The organism is Pseudomonas sp. NFIX28 (assembly GCF_900107395.1).
In the GTDB taxonomy this organism is placed as follows: domain Bacteria; phylum Pseudomonadota; class Gammaproteobacteria; order Pseudomonadales; family Pseudomonadaceae; genus Aquipseudomonas.
On record NZ_FNPW01000019.1, the window covers coordinates 88,249 to 108,925 of the forward strand.

At 56.6% G+C, this 20,677-nt stretch carries 32 protein-coding genes and 1 pseudogene; 1 reads left to right on the plus strand and 32 read right to left on the minus strand.

Translation table 11 applies throughout. The features are described from left to right. Window positions 1-4: 4 nt before the first annotated feature. On the minus strand, window positions 5-1,399 hold the full coding sequence (locus BLV20_RS27485) for an MFS transporter (RefSeq protein WP_092305550.1): 1,395 nt from the start codon (window positions 1,397-1,399) through the stop codon (window positions 5-7). 180 nt (window positions 1,400-1,579) lie between these two features. Here BLV20_RS27485 and uvrA point away from each other — a divergent pair, with 180 nt between their 5' ends. Beyond that, on the plus strand, window positions 1,580-4,414 hold the full coding sequence (gene uvrA / locus BLV20_RS27490) for an excinuclease ABC subunit UvrA (protein ID WP_092305551.1): 2,835 nt from the start codon (window positions 1,580-1,582) through the stop codon (window positions 4,412-4,414). 90 nt (window positions 4,415-4,504) lie between these two features. Here the strand turns inward: uvrA and bfr are convergent, their stop codons facing one another. The 31 genes and pseudogenes from bfr to BLV20_RS27645 form a co-directional block, all read right to left on the minus strand. Further along, window positions 4,505-4,969 carry a bacterioferritin gene (gene bfr, locus BLV20_RS27495; protein WP_044465323.1) on the minus strand — a complete coding sequence of 155 codons (465 nt, stop codon included), beginning with the start codon at window positions 4,967-4,969 and terminating at the stop codon, window positions 4,505-4,507. A gap of 155 nt (window positions 4,970-5,124) precedes the next feature. After that, entirely contained in the window at window positions 5,125-6,573 is a 1,449-nt protein-coding gene (locus tag BLV20_RS27500) for a catalase (RefSeq protein WP_092305552.1), read from the minus strand. Window positions 6,574-6,744: 171 nt separating this feature from the next. Continuing rightward, window positions 6,745-7,131, minus strand: coding sequence for a 50S ribosomal protein L17 (gene rplQ, locus BLV20_RS27505; RefSeq protein WP_007924175.1), 387 nt, complete (start codon window positions 7,129-7,131; stop codon window positions 6,745-6,747). A 42-nt stretch (window positions 7,132-7,173) separates the two neighbouring features. Further along, window positions 7,174-8,175, minus strand: a complete 1,002-nt coding sequence (gene rpoA / locus BLV20_RS27510; protein ID WP_007924176.1) for a DNA-directed RNA polymerase subunit alpha — start codon at window positions 8,173-8,175, stop codon at window positions 7,174-7,176. 22 nt (window positions 8,176-8,197) lie between these two features. Next, window positions 8,198-8,818, minus strand: a complete 621-nt coding sequence (gene rpsD, locus BLV20_RS27515; protein WP_003176404.1) for a 30S ribosomal protein S4 — start codon at window positions 8,816-8,818, stop codon at window positions 8,198-8,200. Window positions 8,819-8,836: 18 nt separating this feature from the next. Then, window positions 8,837-9,226, minus strand: coding sequence for a 30S ribosomal protein S11 (gene rpsK, locus BLV20_RS27520; protein ID WP_007924177.1), 390 nt, complete (start codon window positions 9,224-9,226; stop codon window positions 8,837-8,839). 30 nt (window positions 9,227-9,256) lie between these two features. Then, window positions 9,257-9,613 carry a 30S ribosomal protein S13 gene (gene rpsM / locus BLV20_RS27525; protein WP_009045849.1) on the minus strand — a complete coding sequence of 119 codons (357 nt, stop codon included), beginning with the start codon at window positions 9,611-9,613 and terminating at the stop codon, window positions 9,257-9,259. A gap of 130 nt (window positions 9,614-9,743) precedes the next feature. Continuing rightward, window positions 9,744-9,860: a 50S ribosomal protein L36 gene (gene rpmJ / locus BLV20_RS27530; protein ID WP_002555468.1), complete on the minus strand. Its 117-nt coding sequence runs from the start codon at window positions 9,858-9,860 to the stop codon at window positions 9,744-9,746. 24 nt (window positions 9,861-9,884) lie between these two features. Continuing rightward, window positions 9,885-11,213, minus strand: a complete 1,329-nt coding sequence (secY, locus tag BLV20_RS27535; RefSeq protein WP_007924182.1) for a preprotein translocase subunit SecY — start codon at window positions 11,211-11,213, stop codon at window positions 9,885-9,887. After that, window positions 11,214-11,648 (minus strand): 50S ribosomal protein L15, encoded by a 435-nt coding sequence (gene rplO, locus BLV20_RS27540; protein WP_007924183.1) that lies wholly within the window; start codon window positions 11,646-11,648, stop codon window positions 11,214-11,216. Window positions 11,649-11,651: 3 nt separating this feature from the next. Then, a complete protein-coding gene (gene rpmD / locus BLV20_RS27545) occupies window positions 11,652-11,828 on the minus strand; it encodes a 50S ribosomal protein L30 (protein WP_003176408.1) in 177 nt (58 codons plus the stop codon). A gap of 2 nt (window positions 11,829-11,830) precedes the next feature. Beyond that, the gene (gene rpsE / locus BLV20_RS27550) at window positions 11,831-12,331 is read right to left on the minus strand and encodes a 30S ribosomal protein S5 (RefSeq protein WP_007924184.1); all 501 of its coding nucleotides are present in this window, start codon (window positions 12,329-12,331) and stop codon (window positions 11,831-11,833) included. Between the two features lie 3 nt (window positions 12,332-12,334). Continuing rightward, a complete protein-coding gene (gene rplR / locus BLV20_RS27555) occupies window positions 12,335-12,685 on the minus strand; it encodes a 50S ribosomal protein L18 (RefSeq protein ID WP_003186037.1) in 351 nt (116 codons plus the stop codon). A gap of 10 nt (window positions 12,686-12,695) precedes the next feature. Next, entirely contained in the window at window positions 12,696-13,229 is a 534-nt protein-coding gene (gene rplF, locus BLV20_RS27560) for a 50S ribosomal protein L6 (protein WP_007924185.1), read from the minus strand. Between the two features lie 12 nt (window positions 13,230-13,241). Next, window positions 13,242-13,634, minus strand: a complete 393-nt coding sequence (rpsH, locus tag BLV20_RS27565; RefSeq protein WP_003228724.1) for a 30S ribosomal protein S8 — start codon at window positions 13,632-13,634, stop codon at window positions 13,242-13,244. Between the two features lie 209 nt (window positions 13,635-13,843). Then, complete coding sequence (rpsN, locus tag BLV20_RS27570; protein WP_003228726.1) at window positions 13,844-14,149, minus strand: 30S ribosomal protein S14; 306 nt, start codon at window positions 14,147-14,149, stop codon at window positions 13,844-13,846. 13 nt (window positions 14,150-14,162) lie between these two features. Continuing rightward, window positions 14,163-14,702, minus strand: a complete 540-nt coding sequence (rplE, locus tag BLV20_RS27575) for a 50S ribosomal protein L5 (protein ID WP_007924186.1) — start codon at window positions 14,700-14,702, stop codon at window positions 14,163-14,165. 20 nt (window positions 14,703-14,722) lie between these two features. Then, window positions 14,723-15,037, minus strand: a complete 315-nt coding sequence (gene rplX, locus BLV20_RS27580) for a 50S ribosomal protein L24 (protein WP_003186046.1) — start codon at window positions 15,035-15,037, stop codon at window positions 14,723-14,725. Between the two features lie 11 nt (window positions 15,038-15,048). Next, window positions 15,049-15,417 (minus strand): 50S ribosomal protein L14, encoded by a 369-nt coding sequence (rplN, locus tag BLV20_RS27585; protein ID WP_002555479.1) that lies wholly within the window; start codon window positions 15,415-15,417, stop codon window positions 15,049-15,051. 23 nt (window positions 15,418-15,440) lie between these two features. Continuing rightward, window positions 15,441-15,707 carry a 30S ribosomal protein S17 gene (gene rpsQ, locus BLV20_RS27590; protein ID WP_003194644.1) on the minus strand — a complete coding sequence of 89 codons (267 nt, stop codon included), beginning with the start codon at window positions 15,705-15,707 and terminating at the stop codon, window positions 15,441-15,443. A gap of 2 nt (window positions 15,708-15,709) precedes the next feature. Then, complete coding sequence (gene rpmC / locus BLV20_RS27595; RefSeq protein WP_002555481.1) at window positions 15,710-15,901, minus strand: 50S ribosomal protein L29; 192 nt, start codon at window positions 15,899-15,901, stop codon at window positions 15,710-15,712. Then, window positions 15,901-16,314, minus strand: coding sequence for a 50S ribosomal protein L16 (gene rplP / locus BLV20_RS27600; RefSeq protein WP_003228729.1), 414 nt, complete (start codon window positions 16,312-16,314; stop codon window positions 15,901-15,903). Before rplP ends, rpmC begins: the two co-directional genes overlap by 1 nt. 12 nt (window positions 16,315-16,326) lie before the next feature. Further along, window positions 16,327-17,013 (minus strand): 30S ribosomal protein S3, encoded by a 687-nt coding sequence (gene rpsC, locus BLV20_RS27605; protein WP_007924192.1) that lies wholly within the window; start codon window positions 17,011-17,013, stop codon window positions 16,327-16,329. 13 nt (window positions 17,014-17,026) lie between these two features. Further along, a complete protein-coding gene (rplV, locus tag BLV20_RS27610) occupies window positions 17,027-17,359 on the minus strand; it encodes a 50S ribosomal protein L22 (RefSeq protein ID WP_003103908.1) in 333 nt (110 codons plus the stop codon). Window positions 17,360-17,372: 13 nt separating this feature from the next. After that, entirely contained in the window at window positions 17,373-17,648 is a 276-nt protein-coding gene (gene rpsS, locus BLV20_RS27615) for a 30S ribosomal protein S19 (RefSeq protein WP_002555486.1), read from the minus strand. Window positions 17,649-17,664: 16 nt separating this feature from the next. Further along, window positions 17,665-18,489: a 50S ribosomal protein L2 gene (gene rplB / locus BLV20_RS27620; RefSeq protein WP_007924198.1), complete on the minus strand. Its 825-nt coding sequence runs from the start codon at window positions 18,487-18,489 to the stop codon at window positions 17,665-17,667. A 14-nt stretch (window positions 18,490-18,503) separates the two neighbouring features. Beyond that, on the minus strand, window positions 18,504-18,803 hold the full coding sequence (gene rplW, locus BLV20_RS27625; protein ID WP_002555488.1) for a 50S ribosomal protein L23: 300 nt from the start codon (window positions 18,801-18,803) through the stop codon (window positions 18,504-18,506). Further along, entirely contained in the window at window positions 18,800-19,402 is a 603-nt protein-coding gene (gene rplD, locus BLV20_RS27630; RefSeq protein WP_007924200.1) for a 50S ribosomal protein L4, read from the minus strand. The genes rplW and rplD overlap by 4 nt, the downstream gene beginning before the upstream one ends. Before the next feature lie 12 nt (window positions 19,403-19,414). Then, window positions 19,415-20,050 carry a 50S ribosomal protein L3 gene (gene rplC / locus BLV20_RS27635; protein ID WP_007924205.1) on the minus strand — a complete coding sequence of 212 codons (636 nt, stop codon included), beginning with the start codon at window positions 20,048-20,050 and terminating at the stop codon, window positions 19,415-19,417. A gap of 80 nt (window positions 20,051-20,130) precedes the next feature. Further along, a complete protein-coding gene (gene rpsJ / locus BLV20_RS27640; protein ID WP_003186070.1) occupies window positions 20,131-20,442 on the minus strand; it encodes a 30S ribosomal protein S10 in 312 nt (103 codons plus the stop codon). A 140-nt stretch (window positions 20,443-20,582) separates the two neighbouring features. After that, window positions 20,583-20,677: pseudogene (locus BLV20_RS27645) on the minus strand (elongation factor Tu); the annotation flags it as partial.

Below are 20,677 nucleotides of genomic sequence, written 5' to 3' on the forward strand. Positions count from 1 at the left end.
TCTCCTAAGCTTCGCACGCCGATCGGGCTGGGTTGACCAGCTGCTCGAGGGTCGCGCGATCCAATAATTCGGTGTCCAATTTGATGTAAATGGCGGCCTCTTCGGCCACCATCACTGCATCTGTTACCCCAACAACGGCCTTCAGGCGCTCGACCAGACCGGCTTCGCGGATCGCTTCGGGCGATAACGGCAAGCGCAGGCTCGTCACATACGGGGGTTCGCGCATGGTAACAGCAAAGGCCAACCACAGTGCAGCAAGTCCTGCACAACCCAGGAACACAACCGACAGACCGCCATGCTGGAACAGCCAGCCGCCGAGAATGCCGCCCAGTGCCGAACCGAGGAACTGACTGGTGGAGTAAACCCCCATGGCCGTGCCCTTGCCACCCGCCGGCGAAACCTTGCTGATCAACGACGGCAGCGAAGCTTCCAGCAGGTTGAACGCGGTGAAGAACACCACCGTGCCAATCACCAGGGCCCGCAGGCTGTCGCCGAACTCCCAGAAGAATAGCTCGGTGAGCAGCAGCGTAGTGACCGCGCCCAGCAGAACTCGTTTCATTTTGCGTCGCTTCTCGCCGTAGATGATGAACGGGATCATGGCGAAGAAGGAGATCAACAGCGCGGTGAGGTAGACCCACCAGTGCTGTTCCTTGGGCAGGCCGGCTTTTTCCACCAGGGCCAGCGGCAAGGCCACGAAGCTCGACATCAGCATCGCGTGCAACACGAAGATACCAAGATCCAGGCGCAGCAGGTCCGGATGCTTGAGCGTCGGCAACAATGCCTGGCGTGCCACGCCGGACTCCCGGTGCTGCAAGGGCCCGGTCGAGCGCGGCACCATGAAGGCGACGATGAAAATGCCCAGCAGCGCCATGCCGCCGGTAGCGAAAAACAAGCCGGACAAGCCGAAACCACGGGTCAGCAACGGCCCCACCACCATGGCCACGGCAAACGACAGGCCGATGGTCATGCCGATCATGGCCATGGCTTTGGTGCGGTGTTGCTCGCGAGTCAGGTCCGACAGCAGTGCCATGACCGCCGCGGAAATCGCCCCGGCGCCCTGCAGGATGCGCCCGGCGATCACGCCCCAGATCGAGTCGGCATTGGCCGCCAGCACGCTGCCCAGGGCAAAGACGATCAGCCCCAGGTAAATCACCGGACGACGGCCGATACGGTCGGAAATGATCCCGAACGGGATCTGGAAAATCGCCTGGGTCAGGCCGTAAGCGCCAATCGCCAACCCGATCAGGGCCGGGGTCGCTCCCGCCAGGTCCATCCCATAGGTCGCCAGGACCGGCAACACCATGAACATGCCAAGCATACGGAAGGCGAACACCAGGGCCAGACCGCTTGCCGCGCGGGTCTCAGCACCACTCATGCGTTCGCTGTGGGGATCATGCATGGAAAAACCTCGTGTGAACCGGCGGCGATTCTACCAGTCCGATCGATTGACGGGGTATATGGCGACGCTTTGCCGCGCAGGTTTCATCTACGACCGCGCAGACCTCGTTTGATAGTGTGCATCCATCCAGTATTTACCCTTATACTCCTACGTTTTCGACGCCCGCCGAGCGAGGCCACTTTGGACAAGATCCTGATTCGTGGGGCCCGAACCCACAACCTGAAGAATATCGACCTGACCCTGCCACGGGACAAACTGATCGTCATCACCGGCCTGTCCGGATCCGGCAAATCGTCCCTGGCGTTCGACACGCTGTACGCCGAAGGCCAGCGCCGTTATGTCGAGTCGCTGTCGGCCTATGCCCGGCAATTCCTGTCGATGATGGAAAAACCCGACGTCGACACCATCGAAGGTTTGTCGCCGGCCATTTCCATCGAGCAGAAATCCACCTCGCACAACCCGCGCTCCACCGTGGGCACCATCACCGAGATCTACGACTACCTGCGTCTGCTGTATGCGCGGGTGGGTACGCCACGCTGCCCGGATCACGACATCCCGCTGGAAGCCCAGACCGTCAGCCAGATGGTCGACCTGGTGCTGGCCCAGCCGGAAGGCAGCAAGCTGATGCTGCTGGCGCCGGTTATTCGCGAGCGCAAGGGCGAGCACCTGTCGGTCTTCGAGGAACTGCGCGCCCAGGGCTTCGTCCGCGCCCGGGTCAACGGCAAGCTCTACGAGCTGGATGAGCTGCCGAAGCTGGATAAACAGAAGAAGCACTCGATCGATGTGGTGGTCGACCGCTTCAAGGTCCGCGCCGACCTGCAGCAGCGTCTGGCCGAGTCCTTCGAGACCGCGCTGAAGCTGGCCGACGGTATCGCCCTGGTGGCGCCGATGGACGACGAACCCGGTGAAGAAATCATCTTTTCCGCGCGCTTCGCCTGCCCGATCTGTGGCCACGCCATCAGCGAACTGGAACCCAAGCTGTTCTCCTTCAACAACCCGGCCGGTGCCTGCCCGACCTGCGATGGCCTGGGGGTCAAGCAATTCTTCGACATCAAGCGCCTGGTCAATGGCGAGCTGACCCTGGCCGAGGGGGCGATTCGCGGCTGGGACAGGCGTAACGTCTATTACTTCCAGATGCTTGGCTCGCTGGCCTCGCATTACGGCTTCAGCCTGGAAGTGCCGTTCAACCAGCTGCCGGCCGACCAGCAGAAGGTCATTCTCAACGGCAGCGGCACGCAGAACGTCGACTTCAAGTACCTCAACGATCGTGGCGATATCGTCAAACGCTCCCACCCGTTCGAAGGCATAGTGCCGAACCTGGAACGTCGCTACCGCGAGACCGAATCGGCCACCGTGCGCGAGGAGCTGGCCAAGTTCCTCAGCACCCAGCCGTGCCCGGATTGCCGCGGCACCCGCCTGCGTCGCGAAGCCCGCCACGTGTGGGTCGGCGAGAAAACCCTGCCGGCCGTGACCAGCCTGCCGATCGGCGATGCCACCGACTATTTCGGCACTTTGTCGCTGACTGGGCGCCGTGGCGAGATTGCCGACAAGATCCTCAAGGAAATCCGCGAGCGCCTGCAGTTCCTGGTCAATGTCGGCCTGGACTACCTGACCCTGGATCGCAGCGCCGATACCCTGTCCGGCGGCGAGGCGCAGCGTATTCGTCTGGCCAGCCAGATCGGCGCCGGCCTGGTGGGGGTGATGTACATTCTCGACGAACCCTCCATCGGCCTGCACCAACGCGACAATGACCGCCTGCTGGGCACCCTCAAGCACCTGCGGGATATCGGCAACACGGTGATCGTGGTCGAACACGACGAGGATGCCATTCGCCTGGCCGACTATGTGGTGGACATCGGCCCTGGCGCCGGCGTGCATGGTGGGCAGATCGTCGCCGAGGGCAGTCCCGAAGAGGTGATGTCTCATCCCGACTCACTCACCGGCAAGTACCTCTCCGGTCGGGTGAAGATTGCTGTGCCGGCCAAGCGCACACCGCGCAACAAGAAGCTCTCGCTGTCCCTCAAGGGGGCACGGGGCAACAACTTGCGCAACGTCGACCTGGACATCCCGATTGGCTTGCTGACCTGCGTAACCGGTGTTTCGGGTTCGGGCAAATCGACGCTGATCAACAACACCCTGTTCCCCCTCAGCGCCACGGCCTTGAATGGCGCCACCACGCTGGAAGCGGCTGCGCACGATAGCATCAACGGCCTGCAGCACCTGGACAAGGTAGTAGATATCGATCAAAGCCCGATCGGTCGCACACCGCGTTCCAACCCGGCGACCTATACCGGGCTGTTCACGCCGATCCGCGAACTGTTTGCCGGGGTACCCGAATCGCGCTCACGCGGTTATGGCCCGGGCCGCTTCTCTTTCAATGTCAAGGGCGGACGCTGCGAAGCCTGCCAGGGCGACGGCCTGATCAAGGTGGAAATGCACTTCCTGCCGGACATCTACGTGCCGTGCGACGTGTGCAAGAGCAAGCGCTACAACCGTGAAACCCTTGAGATCAAATACAAGGGCAAGAGCATCCACGAGGTCCTGGAAATGACCATCGAGGAAGCGCGGGAGTTCTTCGACCCGGTGCCGGCGCTGGCGCGCAAGCTGCAGACGCTGATGGACGTGGGGCTGTCCTATATCAAGCTGGGGCAGTCGGCGACGACCTTGTCCGGCGGTGAGGCGCAGCGGGTCAAGCTATCTCGCGAGTTGTCCAAGCGCGATACCGGCAAGACCCTCTACATCCTCGACGAGCCAACCACCGGCCTGCACTTCGCCGATATCCAGCAATTGCTGGATGTTTTGCATCGCCTGCGTGACCACGGCAACACCGTGGTGGTGATCGAGCACAACCTGGATGTGATCAAGACCGCCGACTGGCTGGTGGACCTGGGGCCGGAAGGCGGCTCCAAGGGCGGGCAGATCATCGCCGTGGGTACGCCGGAACAGTTGGCAGAAATGCCGCAGTCCCATACCGGCTACTATCTCAAGCCATTGCTGACCCGCGACCGGGGCTGAGCCCAACGAAAAAGCCCCTGCCATTCACAATGGCAGGGGCTTTTTTGTGTCGCTCGGATCGCTATAGGTAGCGGCGACCCGACTCACGTATCAGAACTGCGACTGCAGGTAGTTTTCCAGGCCGATCGACTTGATCAGCCCCAACTGCTTTTCCAGCCAGTAGGTATGGTCTTCTTCGGTATCAGCCAGTTGCACACGCAGGATGTCGCGACTGACGTAGTCCTTGTGCTTCTCGCAAAGCTCAATGCCCTTGCACAGCGCAGCACGCACCTTGTATTCCAGGCGCAGGTCGGCAGCGAACATGTCTGGAACCGTAGTGCCGATGTCCAGATCGTCTGGACGCATGCGCGGCGTGCCTTCGAGCATCAGGATGCGGCGCATCAACGCATCGGCGTGTTGAGCCTCTTCTTCCATTTCGTGGTTGATACGCTCGTAGAGCTTGCTGAAGCCCCAGTCCTCGTACATACGCGAGTGGATGAAATATTGATCACGTGCTGCCAGTTCGCCCGTCAGCAACGTGTTGAGGTAATCGATTACGTCCGGGTGACCTTGCATCGCCCTACATCTCCCTGCTTGAAAGTCTGTATTTTGAACCAAGCTGACTTGCAGGTCACTGGATAAACGCTAACAAAGTGAAGATTTTCAGAGAAAAGTAGCCGAAAAAACGCAAAAACCGCCCAAATGAGGGCGGTTCTGCTTCTCGTTTAGACTTAGTTAAGCTGTACGCCCAACGCCTTTGCGATTCCTTCTCCATAAGCCGGGTCAGCCTTGAAGAAATGCTGCAACTGACGCTGGACCACATCCGAACTGACACCCGTCATTGCGCCGGCGATGTTGCTGATCAACAGGGCTTGCTGCTGATCATTCATCAGGCGGAACAGAGCGCCCGCATGGCTGTAGTAATCGGTGTCTTCACGGTGATCGTAACGATCCGCCGCACCGCTGAGGGCCAGCGCCGGTTCCGCGTAGCGAGGAGCCTGCTTAGGCGCATCGGCGTAGCTGTTCGGCTCGTAGTTCGGTGCCGCGCCACCATTGCTGCCAAATGCCATGGAGCCGTCGCGCTGGTAGCTGTTCACCGGGCTTCGTGGGGCATTGACCGGCAGTTGCTGGTGGTTGGTGCCAACACGATAGCGATGAGCGTCGGCGTACGCGAATACGCGGCCTTGCAGCATGCGGTCAGGCGACAGGCCCACACCAGGAACCATATTGCTAGGACCAAAGGCAGCCTGCTCGACCTCTGCAAAGTAATTCAGCGGGTTGCGGTTCAACTCCAGCTCGCCGACCTCGATCAATGGGAACTCCTTCTGCGACCAGGTCTTGGTCACGTCGAACGGGTTCTCGTAGTGAGCGGCAGCCTCAGCCTCGGTCATGATCTGAATGCACACGCTCCATTTCGGGAAGTCGCCGCGCTCGATCGCGTTGAACAGGTCACGCTGGGCGTAATCCGGATCTGTACCCGCCAGGCGCGCCGCCTCGGCCGGTGCCAGGTTCTTGATGCCTTGCTTGGTCTTGTAATGCCACTTCACCCAGTGACGCTCGCCCTTGGCGTTGATCAAGCTGTAGGTGTGGCTGCCGAAACCGTGCATATGCCGGTAGCCGTCGGGAATCCCGCGATCCGAAAACAGAATGGTGACCTGATGCAGCGCCTCGGGAGAGTGAGACCAGAAGTCCCACATCGCCTGGGCGCTTTTCAGGTTGCTCTGCGGCAGACGTTTCTGGGTGTGGATAAAGTCGGGAAACTTCAACGGATCACGAATGAAGAACACAGGCGTGTTGTTGCCGACGATGTCCCAGTTACCTTCTTCGGTATAGAACTTCAGGGCGAAACCGCGCGGGTCGCGTTCGGTATCAGCCGAACCACGCTCGCCACCTACGGTGGAGAACCGCAGGAAGGTAGGAGTCTGCTTACCCACGGACTCGAAAAGCTTGGCGCTGGTGTATTCGGTGATATCCCGGGTCACGGTAAAAGTACCGTAAGCACCCGAGCCCTTGGCGTGTACGCGACGCTCTGGAATGTTTTCACGGTTGAAGTGGGCAAGCTTCTCGATCAGGTGAAAATCATCGAGCAGCAACGGGCCGCGTGGGCCGGCGGAGCGGGAATTCTGGTTATCGGCGACTGGAGCGCCACTTGCGGTGGTAAGCGTTTTGTTTTGGCTCATGCTCAATCTTCCTCTGTCAGTCTTGGAACTGCCGGCTAATCGGCTGACGAGGAGTATTGACCATCAAGATGACAGCATCAAATGCATTAAATAATTACAATCGATAGATATTTTCTAATCAAGCAGGCACAAAAAACCGGGCACTAGGCCCGGTTCTTTGTATTTGACGTCTTACTCAGCGGATACAGCTTCACCGCCGACAGCACGATCAACCAACTCGACGTACGCCATAGGCGCGTTGTCGCCAGCGCGGAAACCGCACTTGAGGATGCGCAGGTAGCCACCCTCACGGGTAGCGTAACGCTTGCCCAGGTCGTTGAAGAGCTTACCAACGATAGCTTTCGAACGAGTACGGTCGAAAGCCAGACGGCGGTTAGCCAGGCTGTCTGTCTTAGCCAAAGTGATCAGCGGCTCAGCAACGCGGCGCAGTTCTTTAGCTTTCGGCAGTGTAGTTTTGATCAGCTCGTGCTCGAACAGCGACACCGCCATGTTTTGGAACATGGCCTTGCGGTGCGAGCTGGTGCGGCTCAGGTGACGACCACTTTTACGATGACGCATGGTTCATTCCTTACCAAACACAACGTTCGGTGATTACGACGATCAGGCAGTCGCCTTGTCGTCCTTCTTAAGACTTGCAGGCGGCCAGTTGTCGAGGCGCATGCCGAGGGACAGACCGCGGGAGGCCAGAACGTCCTTGATTTCGGTCAAGGATTTCTTGCCAAGGTTCGGAGTCTTCAACAGTTCTACTTCGGTACGCTGAATCAGGTCGCCGATGTAGTAAATGTTTTCCGCCTTAAGGCAGTTAGCCGAACGTACAGTCAGTTCCAGATCGTCAACCGGGCGAAGCAGGATCGGATCGATCTCGTCTTCCTGCTCGATTACCACTGGCTCACTGTCACCTTTGAGGTCGACGAACGCAGCCAACTGCTGTTGCAGGATGGTTGCAGCACGGCGGATAGCCTCTTCAGGATCCAGAGTACCGTTGGTTTCCAGATCAATAACCAGCTTGTCCAGGTTGGTACGCTGCTCGACACGGGCGTTTTCCACCACGTATGCGATACGGCGAACTGGGCTGAACGAAGAGTCAAGCTGCAAGCGACCGATGCTGCGGCTTTCGTCTTCATCGCTCTGACGCGAGTCTGCCGGTTCATAACCACGACCACGAGCTACTACGAGCTTCATGTTCAGGGCGCCGTTAGACGCCAGGTTAGCGATTACGTGATCGGGGTTAACGATCTCGACATCATGATCCAGCTGAATATCGGCAGCGGTAACCACCCCCGAACCCTTCTTCGACAAGGTCAGCGTAACTTCGTCACGGCCGTGCAGCTTGATAGCCAGACCTTTAAGGTTCAACAGGATTTCAATTACGTCTTCCTGTACACCTTCGATGGCGCTGTACTCGTGGAGCACACCGTCAATCTCGGCCTCGACTACTGCACAGCCGGGCATTGAGGACAACAGGATGCGGCGCAGCGCGTTGCCCAGGGTGTGGCCAAAACCACGCTCGAGAGGCTCGAGGGTGATCTTGGCGCGGGTTGGACTGACAACCTGCACATCAATATGGCGGGGTGTCAGGAACTCATTTACCGAAATCTGCATGGATGCACCTATTTTCTAGCCCTTACTTGGAGTAGAGCTCGACAATCAGGCTTTCGTTGATGTCGGCGGACAGATCACTGCGAGCTGGAACGTTCTTGAAAACGCCCGACTTCTTCTCAGTGTCTACTTCTACCCATTCTACGCGGCCACGTTGGGCACACAGATCGAGAGCTTGGACAATGCGAAGTTGGTTTTTTGCTTTCTCGCGAACAGCAACCACGTCACCAGCACGAACCTGGTAGGACGGTACGTTAACGGTTTGACCGTTCACGCTGATCGACTTGTGCGATACCAGCTGACGGGATTCGGCACGAGTCGAACCGAAGCCCATACGGTATACAACGTTGTCCAGACGGCATTCGAGCAGTTGCAGCAGGTTCTCACCGGTTGCACCTTTCTTGCCAGCAGCTTCTTTGTAGTAGCCGCTGAATTGACGCTCGAGAACGCCGTAGATACGACGGACCTTCTGCTTTTCACGCAGTTGGGTGCCGTAGTCGGACTGGCGACCGCGGCGCTGGCCGTGGATACCAGGTGCTGCTTCGATGTTGCACTTGGATTCGATAGCGCGCACGCCGCTCTTCAGGAAGAGATCGGTGCCTTCGCGACGAGCCAGTTTGCATTTTGGACCAATGTAACGAGCCATTCTTTACAATCTCCTGGATTACACGCGGCGCTTCTTCGGCGGACGGCACCCGTTATGCGGGATTGGCGTCACGTCGGTGATGCTGGCGATCTTGTAGCCACAGCCGTTCAAAGCGCGGACTGCGGATTCACGACCTGGACCTGGGCCCTTGACGTTTACGTCGAGGTTTTTCAGGCCATATTCCAGCGCAGCTTGACCAGCACGCTCAGCAGCTACTTGAGCAGCGAACGGGGTGGACTTGCGGGAACCGCGGAAACCCGAACCACCGGAGGTTGCCCAGGAAAGAGCGTTACCTTGACGGTCGGTGATGGTCACGATGGTGTTGTTGAAAGACGCGTGGATGTGGGCGATGCCATCAACCACTGTCTTTTTAATCTTTTTACGAGGACGAGCAGCAGGTTTTGCCATGACTAAATTCCTGTCGATTCGCTGGTGCGATTACTTGCGGATCGGCTTACGCGGACCTTTGCGAGTACGCGCGTTGGTCTTGGTACGCTGACCGCGCACTGGAAGACCACGACGATGGCGCAGACCGCGGTAGCAGCCCAGATCCATCAAGCGTTTGATTTTCATGTTGATTTCGCGACGCAGGTCACCTTCAGTGGTGAACTTCGCCACTTCGCCACGCAGCTGTTCAATTTGCTCGTCGCTCAGATCCTTGATCTTTGCGGCTGGGTTGACCCCAGTCTCTGCACAGATTTTCTGTGCAGTCGTGCGACCAACACCATAGATGTAGGTCAGCGAGATAACAGTATGCTTGTTATCTGGAATGTTAACGCCTGCAATACGGGCCATTCAGTGGGACTCCAATTGACAGCTACCTACGCCCCGGAAGCCAAGAAATAGGGCGCGAGATAATATCGCTGTAATAACAAATAATCAACCCAGCAGCGCACTAGCTGCTGGGCTTGAAGCACAATCACACTCAGCCTTGGCGCTGTTTGTGACGCGGTTCCGCGCTGCAAATTACTCGAACAACACCTTCGCGGCGAATAATCTTGCAGTTACGGCACAGCTTTTTCACCGATGCACGAACTTTCATCACCAACTCCTCGAACCTTATGGGTCAGCGCAGCATGCCGCTGCCGTAACCCTTCAGGTTGGCTTTCTTCATCAGGGATTCGTACTGGTGCGAAACGAGGTGCGATTGTACTTGCGACATAAAGTCCATAACAACCACGACCACGATCAGCAACGAGGTCCCGCCAAGGTAGAACGGAACGTTTGCTGCAACCACCAGGAACTGGGGCAACAGGCAGACGGCCGTCATATATAGAGCACCGAACATGGTCAAGCGAGTCAGAACGCCATCAATGTAGCGCGCGGACTGCTCACCTGGACGGATGCCCGGAATAAAGGCACCGGACTTCTTCAGGTTTTCCGCTACGTCTTTCGGATTGAACATCAACGCCGTATAGAAGAAGCAGAAGAAAATAATCCCTGCACTAAACAGCAGAATATTCAACGGCTGACCAGGAGCGATCGACTGCGAGATGTCCTGCAACCAGCCCATACCTTCAGACTGACCGAACCAGGCACCCAACGAAGCCGGGAACAGCAAAATGCTGCTCGCGAAAATAGCAGGAATAACGCCTGCCATATTCACTTTCAGCGGCAAGTGGCTAGTCTGCGCAGCAAATACCTTGCGGCCCTGCTGACGCTTGGCATAGTGAACAGCAATACGACGCTGGCCACGCTCAATGAACACCACAAAACCGATAATCGCTACTGCCAGCAAACCGATGGCAACCAGGGCAAAAATGTTGATATCACCCTGACGCGCAGACTCGAAAGACTGCCCGATCGCTCTCGGAAGACCGGCGACGATACCTGCGAAAATCAACATCGAGATACCGTTGCCAACACCACGCTCAGTAATCTGCTCACCCAGCCACATCATGAACATCGCACCAGCCACAAAGGTGGATACCGCGACGAAATGGAAGCCAAAGTCACCAGTGAACGCAACGCCCTGCCCCGCCAGGCCAACGGACATGCCGATGGCCTGAACAAGAGCTAGGACGACAGTGCCGTAGCGGGTGTACTGGCTGATCTTGCGACGGCCAGCTTCACCTTCCTTCTTCAACTGCTCCAGCTGCGGGCTGACGGCTGTCATCAGTTGCATGATGATCGATGCCGAGATGTACGGCATGATCCCCAATGCAAAGATGCTCATCCGCTCCAGCGCGCCGCCGGAAAACATGTTGAACAAGCTAAGAATGGTCCCCTCATTCTGTCGAAACAGGTCTGCGAGTCGGTCAGGGTTGATACCTGGAACCGGGATGTGTGCGCCTATTCGGTAGACGATAATCGCCAAGAACAGAAAACGCAGACGAGCCCAGAGTTCAGACATACCGCCTTTGCCGAGCGCAGAGAGAGCACCTTGCTTAGCCATTTATTCCTCGAACTTGCCGCCAGCTGCTTCGATAGCCGCACGCGCACCTTTGGTGGCTGCGATGCCCTTGATAGTCACAGCGCGAGTAACTTCGCCGGACAGCATGATTTTTACACGCTGTACGTTTTGGTTAATCACGTTGGCATCTTTCAGGGACTGCACGGTGACGATGTCGCCTTCCACTTTAGCCAGCTCGGACAGACGCACTTCTGCGCGGTCCATGGCCTTCAGGGATACGAAACCGAACTTTGGCAGGCGACGATGCAGCGGCTGTTGACCGCCTTCAAAGCCTGGAGCAATGGTGCCACCGGAGCGGGAAGTCTGACCTTTGTGACCACGGCCACCAGTCTTACCCAAACCACTACCGATACCACGGCCCGGACGATGCTTTTCGCGACGGGAACCCGGCGCTGGACTCAGATCATTGAGTTTCATCGATTAACCCTCGACACGCAGCATGTAGTAAGCCTTGTTGATCATCCCGCGGTTCTCGGGAGTATCCTGGACTTCTACAGTGTGACCGATGCGACGCAGACCCAGACCCTTAACGCACAGTTTGTGGTTAGGGATACGGCCGGTCATGCTTTTGATCAGCGTTACTTTAACGGTAGCCATGATCAGATGATCTCCTGGACGCTTTTGCCACGCTTGGCGGCAATGGATTCAGGGGACTGCATTGCTTTCAAACCCTTGAAAGTGGCGTGAACCACGTTTACTGGGTTAGTCGAGCCGTAGCACTTGGCCAGAACGTTCTGAACGCCAGCAACTTCGAGGACAGCACGCATAGCGCCGCCAGCGATGATACCGGTACCTTCAGAAGCAGGCTGCATGTACACCTTCGAAGCGCCGTGAGCGGACTTCATTGCGTACTGCAGAGTGGTGCCGTTCAGATCAACTTGGATCATGTTGCGGCGAGCAGCTTCCATTGCCTTCTGGATCGCAGCAGGCACTTCACGCGACTTGCCACGGCCGAAGCCAACGCGACCTTTACCATCACCAACCACGGTCAACGCGGTGAAAGTGAAGATACGGCCGCCTTTTACGGTTTTGGCTACGCGGTTAACTTGAACCAGCTTCTCGATGTAGCCTTCGTCGCGCTTTTGGTCGTTATTTGACATAACTTAGAACTCCAGCCCAGCTTCACGAGCAGCATCAGCCAGCGCCTTGACGCGGCCGTGGTACTTGAAGCCAGAGCGGTCGAAAGCCACCTGCGAGACGCCAGCGGCTTTTGCACGCGTAGCGACCAGCTGGCCAACCTTAGTGGCCGCGTCGATGTTGCCAGTGGCGCCATCACGCAGTTCTTTATCCAAAGTCGAGGCGCTCGCCAGGACTTTGTTGCCGTCGGCCGAAATGACCTGGGCGTAGATGTGCTGCGAAGAGCGGAACACGCAGAGACGCACGACTTCGAGTTCGTGCATTTTCAGGCGTGCTTTGCGAGCGCGACGCAGTCGAGTAACTTTTTTGTCGGTCATTTGCTATGCCCTACTTCTTCTTGGCTTCTTTACGACGGACGACTTCGTCCGCGTAGCGCACACCTTTACCTTTGTAAGGCTCTGGTGGACGGAAGTCGCGGATCTCAGCGGCCACTTGACCTACCAGCTGCTTATCGATGCCCTTGATCAGGATATCGGTCTGGCTAGGAGTCTCAGCGGTGATGCCTTCCGGCAGCTCGTAGTCCACTGGATGCGAGAAGCCAAGGGCCAAGTTCAGCACTGTGCCTTTTGCTTGCGCTTTGTAACCAACACCGACCAGCTGGAGCTTGCGCTCGAAGCCTTGGCTTACGCCTTGGACCATGTTGTTTACCAACGCACGAGTGGTACCGGCCATTGCGCGAGTTTGTTGGTCGCCGTTGCGAGCAGCGAAACGCAGCTCACCAGCTTCCTGAACAATTTCAACGGACGAGTGTACGTTCAGTTCGAGAGTGCCCTTGGCACCCTTCACCGAAAGCTGTTGGCCGGCGAATTTAACTTCAACACCAGCTGGCAGCTTAACGGGGTTCTTAGCGACGCGAGACATGCTTATCCCCCCTTAGAACACAGTGCAAAGAACTTCGCCGCCGACACCGGCAGCGCGCGCAGCACGATCAGTCATCACACCTTTGTTGGTGGAGACGATAGACACGCCGAGACCGCCACGAACTTTCGGCAGATCCTCAACGGACTTGTACTGACGCAGGCCTGGACGGCTAACGCGCTTCACTTCCTCGATGACCGGACGGCCTTCGAAGTATTTCAGCTCGATGGACAGCAGTGGCTTGGTTTCGCTGCTGATCTGATAACCCGCGATGTAACCTTCGTCCTTCAGGACTTTTGCTACAGCCACCTTCAGCGTGGAAGACGGCATGCTTACGACGGACTTTTCAGCCATCTGGGCATTACGGATTCGAGTTAGCATGTCCGCTAACGGGTCCTGCATACTCATGGGCTAGACGCTCCTGATACAAAAAAAATGAGCCTTGCGGCTACAGCTTGTCGCCGAGAAATTCCGGGCAAAAAACACGGGCTCAGGCGAGCCGGTCATTCTAGACACACCCCAGAAATGAATCAAGCCCCAAAAAGGGGCTTGATTCAACTTCAAGGCCACCGGCGGTCAGGATCTTTCAACCCTGAACACCGCGACTTTGATAGCTATTACCAGCTGGCTTTAACCAGACCTGGTACGTCACCACGCATTGCAGCTTCACGCAGCTTGTTACGGCCGAGGCCGAACTTGCGGTAAACGCCGTGCGGACGACCAGTCAGGCGGCAGCGGTTACGCATGCGCGAAGCGCTTGCGTCACGCGGCTGCTTCTGCAGAGCTACGGTAGCTTCCCAACGCGCTTCTGGACTTGCGTTCAGATCGACGATGATAGCTTTCAGCGCTGCACGCTTGGTGGCGTACTTGGCAACGGTGAGCTGACGCTTCAGCTCACGGTTTTTCATGCTCTTCTTGGCCATTTTCCTACTCCAATCAGTTGCGGAACGGGAATTTGAAAGCACGCAGCAGAGCGCGGCCTTCATCATCGTTCTTGGCAGTGGTGGTCAGGGTAATGTCCAGACCGCGGAGAGCATCGATCTTGTCGTAGTCGATTTCCGGGAAGATGATCTGCTCTTTCACGCCCATGCTGTAGTTACCACGACCATCGAAGGACTTGGCATTCAGGCCGCGGAAGTCGCGAACCCGAGGCAGGGAGATCGACAGCAGACGATCCAGGAATTCATACATACGCTCACGGCGCAGGGTCACTTTGACGCCGATCGGCCAACCTTCACGGACCTTAAAGCCAGCGATGGATTTCCGAGCGTAAGTCACAACGACTTTCTGGCCGGTGATCTTTTCCAGGTCAGCAACAGCGTGCTCGATGACTTTTTTGTCGCCGATCGCTTCGCCCAGACCCATGTTCAGGGTGATTTTGGTAACGCGCGGAACTTCCATCACGTTCGAAAGCTTAAGTTCATCCTTAAGTTTCGGGGCGATTTCCTTCCGGTAAATCTCTTGTAGTCGTGCCATGGTCTTCTACCTAGCAGTGTTCAAGCATCAACCGCTTTTTGGGTCGACTTGAAGACACGAATTTTCTTGCCGTCTTCTACTTTGAAACCAACGCGGTCAGCCTTGTTGGTTTCGCCGTTGAAAATGGCGACGTTGGAAGCGTGCAGTGGCGCTTCTTTCTCGACGATACCGCCCTGTACGCCCGACATCGGGTTAGGCTTGGTATGACGCTTAACCAGGTTCAGACCACCAACAACCAGACGGTTGTCAGCGAGAACCTTAAGCACCTTACCGCGCTTGCCCTTGTCTTTGCCGGCGATCACGATGATCTCGTCGTCACGACGAATCTTTTGCATGTCGGATCTCCTTACAGCACTTCTGGGGCGAGCGAGACGATCTTCATGAACTTCTCAGTACGAAGTTCACGGGTCACTGGCCCAAAGATACGGGTGCCGATCGGCTCTTGCTTGTTGTTCAGCAGAACAGCAGCGTTGCCATCAAAGCGGATGATGGAGCCGTCAGCACGACGGACACCGTGGCGAGTGCGAACTACAACAGCAGTCATCACTTGGCCTTTCTTCACCTTACCGCGAGGAATTGCTTCCTTGACGGTAACCTTGATGATGTCACCGATACCAGCGTAACGACGATGGGAGCCACCCAGCACCTTGATGCACATAACGCGGCGAGCGCCGCTGTTATCGGCCACATCGAGCATGGATTGAGTCTGAATCATATAATTTCTCCGACCCTTAGCCCTTAGACTTCCACAGCGCGTTCGAGAACATCAACCAGAGCCCAAGACTTGGTCTTGGCCATCGGACGAGTTTCACGAATAGTGACTTTGTCGCCGATGTGGCACTGATTGGTTTCGTCGTGCGCGTGCAGCTTAGTCGAACGCTTAACGTATTTACCGTAGATAGGGTGCTTAACGCGACGCTCGATCAGAACGGTGATGGTCTTGTCCATCTTGTCGCTGACAACACGGCCAGTCAGCGTACGGACAGTTTTTTCGGCTTCAGCCATGATTACTTACCTGCCTGCTGGTTGAGCACAGTCTTCACGCGAGCGATGTCACGCTTAACTTGCGAGAGCAGATGAGACTGCCCCAACTGGCCAGTTGCCTTCTGCATACGCAGATTGAACTGGTCGCGCAGCAGGCCGAGCAGTTGCTCGTTCAGCTGCTGTGCGGATTTTTCACGAAGTTCATTCGCTTTCATCACATCACCGTCCGCTTAACAAAGGAGGTGGCGAGCGGCAGCTTTGCAGCAGCCAGGGCGAAAGCCTCACGCGCCAACTCTTCAGAAACACCCTCGATTTCATACAGGACTTTGCCTGGCTGAATCTGGGCAACCCAGTATTCGACGTTACCCTTACCTTTACCCATCCGAACTTCGAGTGGCTTCTTGGAAATAGGCTTGTCCGGGAATACACGGATCCAGATCTTGCCACCACGTTTTACGTGACGGGTCAGAGCACGACGCGCTGACTCGATCTGACGAGCGGTGAGACGACCACGAGCAACAGACTTCAGCGCGAACTCGCCGAAGCTGACTTTGCTACCGCGCAATGCCAGACCACGGTTGTGGCCGGTCATTTGCTTGCGGAACTTCGTACGCTTTGGTTGCAACATTTGGCGTACCCCTTACTTAGCAGCTTTTTTACGAGGCGCAGGTGCTTGTGGCTTCAGCTCTTCTTGGCGACCACCAATTACTTCGCCTTTGAAGATCCAAACCTTCACACCGATCACACCGTAAGTGGTGTGAGCTTCGTAGGTGGCATAGTCGATATCGGCACGCAGGGTGTGCAGTGGCACACGACCTTCGCGATACCATTCAGTACGTGCGATTTCAGCACCGCCGAGACGACCGCTCACTTGGATTTTGATGCCTTTGGCACCAATGCGCATGGCGTTCTGTACTGCGCGCTTCATAGCGCGACGGAACATTACACGACGCTCCAGCTGCTGAGCTACGCTCTGGGCAACCAGCATACCGTCGAGCTCCGGCTTGCGGATCTCTTCGATATTGATGTGCACAGGCACACCCATTTGCTTGGTCAGGTCCTGACGCAGTTTCTCAACATCTTCACCTTTCTTGCCGATCACGATGCCGGGACGAGCGGTGTGGATGGTGATGCGTGCAGTTTGAGCCGGACGATGGATATCGATACGGCTTACGGACGCGCTTTTTAGTTTGTCTTGGAGGTACTCACGCACATTCAGATCTGCGAGCAAATAGTCCGCATAAGTCCGACCGTCTGCGTACCAGACGGAGGTGTGCTCCTTGACGATTCCCAGGCGAATGCCAATGGGATGTACTTTCTGACCCATCTCTTCGACTCCGTTACTTGTCAGCAACCTTGACAGTGATATGGCAAGACCGCTTGACGATGCGATCAGCACGGCCTTTGGCACGTGGCATGATGCGCTTCAGCGAACGCCCTTCGTTGACGAAAACGGTGCTGACCTTCAGGTCATCAACGTCTGCGCCTTCGTTATGCTCGGCGTTGGCTACGGCCGACTCCAGCACTTTCTTCATGATCTCGGCGGCTTTCTTACTGCTGAAAGCCAACAGGTTGAGCGCTTCGCCCACCTTCTTCCCGCGGATCTGGTCGGCGACCAAGCGGGCTTTCTGGGCGGAGATTCGAGCGCCCGACAACTTAGCGGCTACTTCCATCGTTCCTTACCCCTTAACGCTTGGCTTTCTTGTCAGCCACGTGCCCGCGATATGTACGGGTACCGGCGAACTCGCCCAGTTTGTGGCCGACCATGTCTTCGTTCACGAGAACTGGAACATGTTGACGACCGTTATGCACAGCAATGGTCAGACCGACCATTTGTGGCAGGATCATGGAACGGCGCGACCAGGTCTTAACTGGTTTGCGATCGTTCTTTTCCGCCGCCACTTCGATCTTCTTCAGTAGGTGAAGATCAATAAAAGGACCTTTTTTCAGAGAACGTGGCACTGTCGTATCCCTCTATTTACTTGCGACGACGGACGATCATTTTGTCGGTACGCTTATTACCACGAGTCTTCGCGCCCTTAGTCGGGAAGCCCCATGGCGATACCGGATGACGACCACCAGAGGTACGACCTTCACCACCACCATGTGGGTGGTCAACCGGGTTCATGGCAACACCACGAACGGTTGGGCGAACGCCACGCCAGCGTTTGGCACCAGCTTTACCCAGCGAACGCAGGCTGTGCTCGGAGTTCGAGACTTCGCCCAGGGTCGCACGGCATTCAGCCAGGACTTTACGCATCTCACCAGAACGCAGACGCAGGGTCACATAGACACCTTCACGAGCGATCAGCTGAGCCGAAGCACCAGCGGAACGAGCGATTTGTGCGCCTTTACCTGGCTTCAGTTCGATGCCGTGTACGGTGCTACCAACTGGAATGTTACGCAGTTGCAGAGCGTTGCCCGGCTTGATCGGTGCCAGAGCACCTGCGATCAGCTGGTCGCCAGCGCTCACGCCTTTAGGGGCGATGATGTAGCGACGCTCGCCGTCTGCGTACAGCAGCAAAGCGATGTGAGCAGTACGGTTTGGATCGTATTCGATACGCTCGACAGTGGCAGCGATGCCATCTTTGTCGTTGCGACGGAAGTCGACCAGACGGTAGTGCTGCTTATGACCGCCACCAACGTGACGAGTGGTAATGCGGCCATTGTTGTTACGACCACCAGACTTCGACTTCTTCTCGAGCAGCGGTGCGTGAGGAGCGCCTTTATGCAGCTCCTGGTTGACCACCTTGACCACAAAACGGCGGCCAGGGGAAGTCGGTTTGCATTTAACGATTGCCATGATGCACCCCTTCCTTACTCAGCACTGCTGCTGAAATCGAGATCTTGGCCTGGCTGAAGGGAGATAACTGCCTTCTTCCAGTCATTACGCTTGCCCAGACCGCGAGCGGTACGCTTGCTCTTACCCAGAACATTCAGGGTAGTAACGCGCTCCACTTTCACGCTGAACAGGCTTTCGACGGCCTTCTTGATTTCCAGCTTGGTTGCGTCAGTAGCAACCTTGAAAACGAACTGGCCTTTCTTGTCTGCCAGAACCGTAGCCTTCTCGGAAACGTGCGGGCCAAGCAGAACTTTAAATACGCGTTCCTGGTTCATCCCAGCAGCTCCTCGAATTTCTTCACGGCCGACACAGTGATCAACACTTTGTCGTATGCGATCAGACTAACTGGATCGGAACCTTGCACGTCACGTACATCAACGTGTGGCAGGTTACGAGCAGCCAGGTACAGGTTCTGATCAACAGCGTCAGACACGATCAGAACGTCGGTCAGACTCATGTTGTTCAGCTTGCCCAGCAGATCTTTGGTTTTCGGAGTTTCAACAGCGAAATCCTGAACCACGACCAGACGATCAGTACGCACCAGCTCAGCAAGGATGGAACGCATTGCTGCGCGATACATCTTCTTGTTCAGCTTCTGGGAGTGATCCTGTGGACGAGCTGCGAAAGTGGTACCGCCGCCACGCCAGATTGGGCTACGGATAGTACCGGCACGAGCACGGCCAGTACCTTTCTGACGCCATGGGCGCTTGCCGCCACCAGAAACGTCGGAACGGGTCTTTTGCTGCTTGCTACCTTGACGGCCGCCAGCCATGTAGGCCACGACTGCTTGGTGAACCAGCGTCTCGTTGAATTCGCCGCCAAATGTCAGTTCGGAAACTTCGATCGCTTGAGCGTCATTTACATTTAATTGCATGTCAGCTTCCCCTTAACCGCGAGCCTTGGCCGCCGGACGTACAACCAGGTTGCCGCCAGTAGCGCCAGGAACAGCACCCTTGACCAACAACAGATTGCGTTCAGCGTCGACGCGCACTACTTCCAGGGACTGCACGGTCACGCGCTCAGCGCCCATATGACCGGACATTTTTTTGCCCTTGAATACACGACCAGGAGTCTGGCACTGGCCAATAGAGCCCGGGACGCGGTGGGAAACGGAGTTACCGTGGGTGTTATCTTGACCGCGGAAATTCCAACGCTTGATGGTACCGGCGAAGCCTTTACCTTTCGACTGACCGGTAACATCTACCAGTTGGCCAGCTGCGAAGATTTCTGCATTGATCAGATCGCCAGCTTGGTACTCGCCTTCTTCAAGACGGAATTCCCAAACGCCACGACCGGCAGCAACGTTCGCTTTAGCGAAGTGACCTGCCTGAGCAGCAGTCACACGCGAAGCACGACGCTCACCTACAGTGACTTGCACTGCACGATAGCCATCGGTTTCTTCAGTTTTGAACTGGGTGACGCGATTCGGCTCGATCTCAATGACCGTGACCGGAATGGAGACACCTTCTTCGGTGAAAATACGGGTCATACCGCATTTACGACCGACTACACCAATAGTCATGTTGTAAACCTCATGAGTGTACGGGGCTTTCACCCGCTATGGCCGCCCATTTCAGAGCGTTACACGACTAAGACCGAGTCTTAGCCGAGGCTGATCTGCACTTCCACACCTGCCGCAAGATCAAGCTTCATAAGTGCATCAACGGTTTTATCCGTTGGCTGGACGATGTCCAGAACGCGCTTATGAGTACGGATCTCGTACTGGTCACGCGCGTCTTTGTTGACGTGCGGGGAGACCAGAACGGTGAACCGCTCTTTACGGGTAGGCAGTGGAATAGGACCACGCACTTGAGCACCAGTACGTTTCGCGGTTTCCACGATTTCCTGGGTGGATTGGTCGATCAGGCGATGGTCGAAAGCCTTCAACCTGATACGGATTTGCTGATTTTGCATTGGATTTCAGACTCCAGGCTGCTATTCCCACCGGGCGCAATACGCCCGTTAAAAGGAGGCGCAATTCTATAGACGGCCCCACAGAGTGTCAACCCAATAAAAAAGCCCCCGCAAGCGGGGGCTTTTTCATGAGTCGCCGATTACTCGATGACTTTGGCTACGACGCCAGCGCCGACGGTACGACCGCCTTCACGGATAGCGAAACGCAGACCATCTTCCATCGCGATGGTTTTGA

Bases quoted from the DNA above. Each gene is read 5' to 3' on its own strand.
- bfr (WP_044465323.1), bottom strand. From the start codon at position 4,969: ATGCAAGGTCACCCGGACGTAATCGATTACCTCAACACGTTGCTGACG.
- rpsM (WP_009045849.1), bottom strand. From the start codon at position 9,613: ATGGCCCGTATTGCAGGCGTTAACATTCCAGATAACAAGCATACTGTT.
- rpmJ (WP_002555468.1), bottom strand. From the start codon at position 9,860: ATGAAAGTTCGTGCATCGGTGAAAAAGCTGTGCCGTAACTGCAAGATT.
- rpsC (WP_007924192.1), bottom strand. From the start codon at position 17,013: ATGGGTCAGAAAGTACATCCCATTGGCATTCGCCTGGGAATCGTCAAG.
- rpsJ (WP_003186070.1), bottom strand. From the start codon at position 20,442: ATGCAAAATCAGCAAATCCGTATCAGGTTGAAGGCTTTCGACCATCGC.
- rpmD (WP_003176408.1), bottom strand. From the start codon at position 11,828: ATGGCTACCGTTAAAGTAACGCTGATCAAAAGCATGACCGGCCGTATC.
- rpoA (WP_007924176.1), bottom strand. From the start codon at position 8,175: ATGCAGATTTCGGTAAATGAGTTCCTGACACCCCGCCATATTGATGTG.
- BLV20_RS27500 (WP_092305552.1), bottom strand. From the start codon at position 6,573: ATGAGCCAAAACAAAACGCTTACCACCGCAAGTGGCGCTCCAGTCGCC.
- rplD (WP_007924200.1), bottom strand. From the start codon at position 19,402: ATGCAATTAAATGTAAATGACGCTCAAGCGATCGAAGTTTCCGAACTG.
- BLV20_RS27485 (WP_092305550.1), bottom strand. From the start codon at position 1,399: ATGCATGATCCCCACAGCGAACGCATGAGTGGTGCTGAGACCCGCGCG.
- rplC (WP_007924205.1), bottom strand. From the start codon at position 20,050: ATGACTATTGGTGTAGTCGGTCGTAAATGCGGTATGACCCGTATTTTC.
- rpsN (WP_003228726.1), bottom strand. From the start codon at position 14,149: ATGGCCAAGAAGAGCATGAAAAACCGTGAGCTGAAGCGTCAGCTCACC.
- rpmC (WP_002555481.1), bottom strand. From the start codon at position 15,901: ATGAAAGCGAATGAACTTCGTGAAAAATCCGCACAGCAGCTGAACGAG.
- rpsQ (WP_003194644.1), bottom strand. From the start codon at position 15,707: ATGGCTGAAGCCGAAAAAACTGTCCGTACGCTGACTGGCCGTGTTGTC.
- rplB (WP_007924198.1), bottom strand. From the start codon at position 18,489: ATGGCAATCGTTAAATGCAAACCGACTTCCCCTGGCCGCCGTTTTGTG.
- rplP (WP_003228729.1), bottom strand. From the start codon at position 16,314: ATGTTGCAACCAAAGCGTACGAAGTTCCGCAAGCAAATGACCGGCCAC.
- rplQ (WP_007924175.1), bottom strand. From the start codon at position 7,131: ATGCGTCATCGTAAAAGTGGTCGTCACCTGAGCCGCACCAGCTCGCAC.
- rpsH (WP_003228724.1), bottom strand. From the start codon at position 13,634: ATGAGTATGCAGGACCCGTTAGCGGACATGCTAACTCGAATCCGTAAT.
- rplF (WP_007924185.1), bottom strand. From the start codon at position 13,229: ATGTCTCGCGTCGCTAAGAACCCCGTTAAGCTGCCAGCTGGTGTTGAA.
- rpsD (WP_003176404.1), bottom strand. From the start codon at position 8,818: ATGGCTCGTTACATTGGTCCAAAATGCAAACTGGCTCGTCGCGAAGGC.
- rplR (WP_003186037.1), bottom strand. From the start codon at position 12,685: ATGACCGACAAAAAAGTTACTCGACTGCGTCGCGCTCGCAAAGCACGC.
- secY (WP_007924182.1), bottom strand. From the start codon at position 11,213: ATGGCTAAGCAAGGTGCTCTCTCTGCGCTCGGCAAAGGCGGTATGTCT.
- rpsE (WP_007924184.1), bottom strand. From the start codon at position 12,331: ATGTCAAATAACGACCAAAAGCGCGACGAAGGCTACATCGAGAAGCTG.
- rplO (WP_007924183.1), bottom strand. From the start codon at position 11,648: ATGAAACTCAATGATCTGAGTCCAGCGCCGGGTTCCCGTCGCGAAAAG.
- rplN (WP_002555479.1), bottom strand. From the start codon at position 15,417: ATGATTCAGACTCAATCCATGCTCGATGTGGCCGATAACAGCGGCGCT.
- rpsK (WP_007924177.1), bottom strand. From the start codon at position 9,226: ATGGCAAAACCTGCTGCTCGTCCTCGTAAAAAGATTAAAAAGACAGTG.
- rplW (WP_002555488.1), bottom strand. From the start codon at position 18,803: ATGAACCAGGAACGCGTATTTAAAGTTCTGCTTGGCCCGCACGTTTCC.
- rplE (WP_007924186.1), bottom strand. From the start codon at position 14,702: ATGGCACGACTACAAGAGATTTACCGGAAGGAAATCGCCCCGAAACTT.
- rplV (WP_003103908.1), bottom strand. From the start codon at position 17,359: ATGGAAGTAGCCGCTAAGTTGTCGGGCGCTCGAATCTCCGCCCAGAAA.
- rplX (WP_003186046.1), bottom strand. From the start codon at position 15,037: ATGCAAAAGATTCGTCGTGACGACGAGATCATCGTGATCGCCGGCAAA.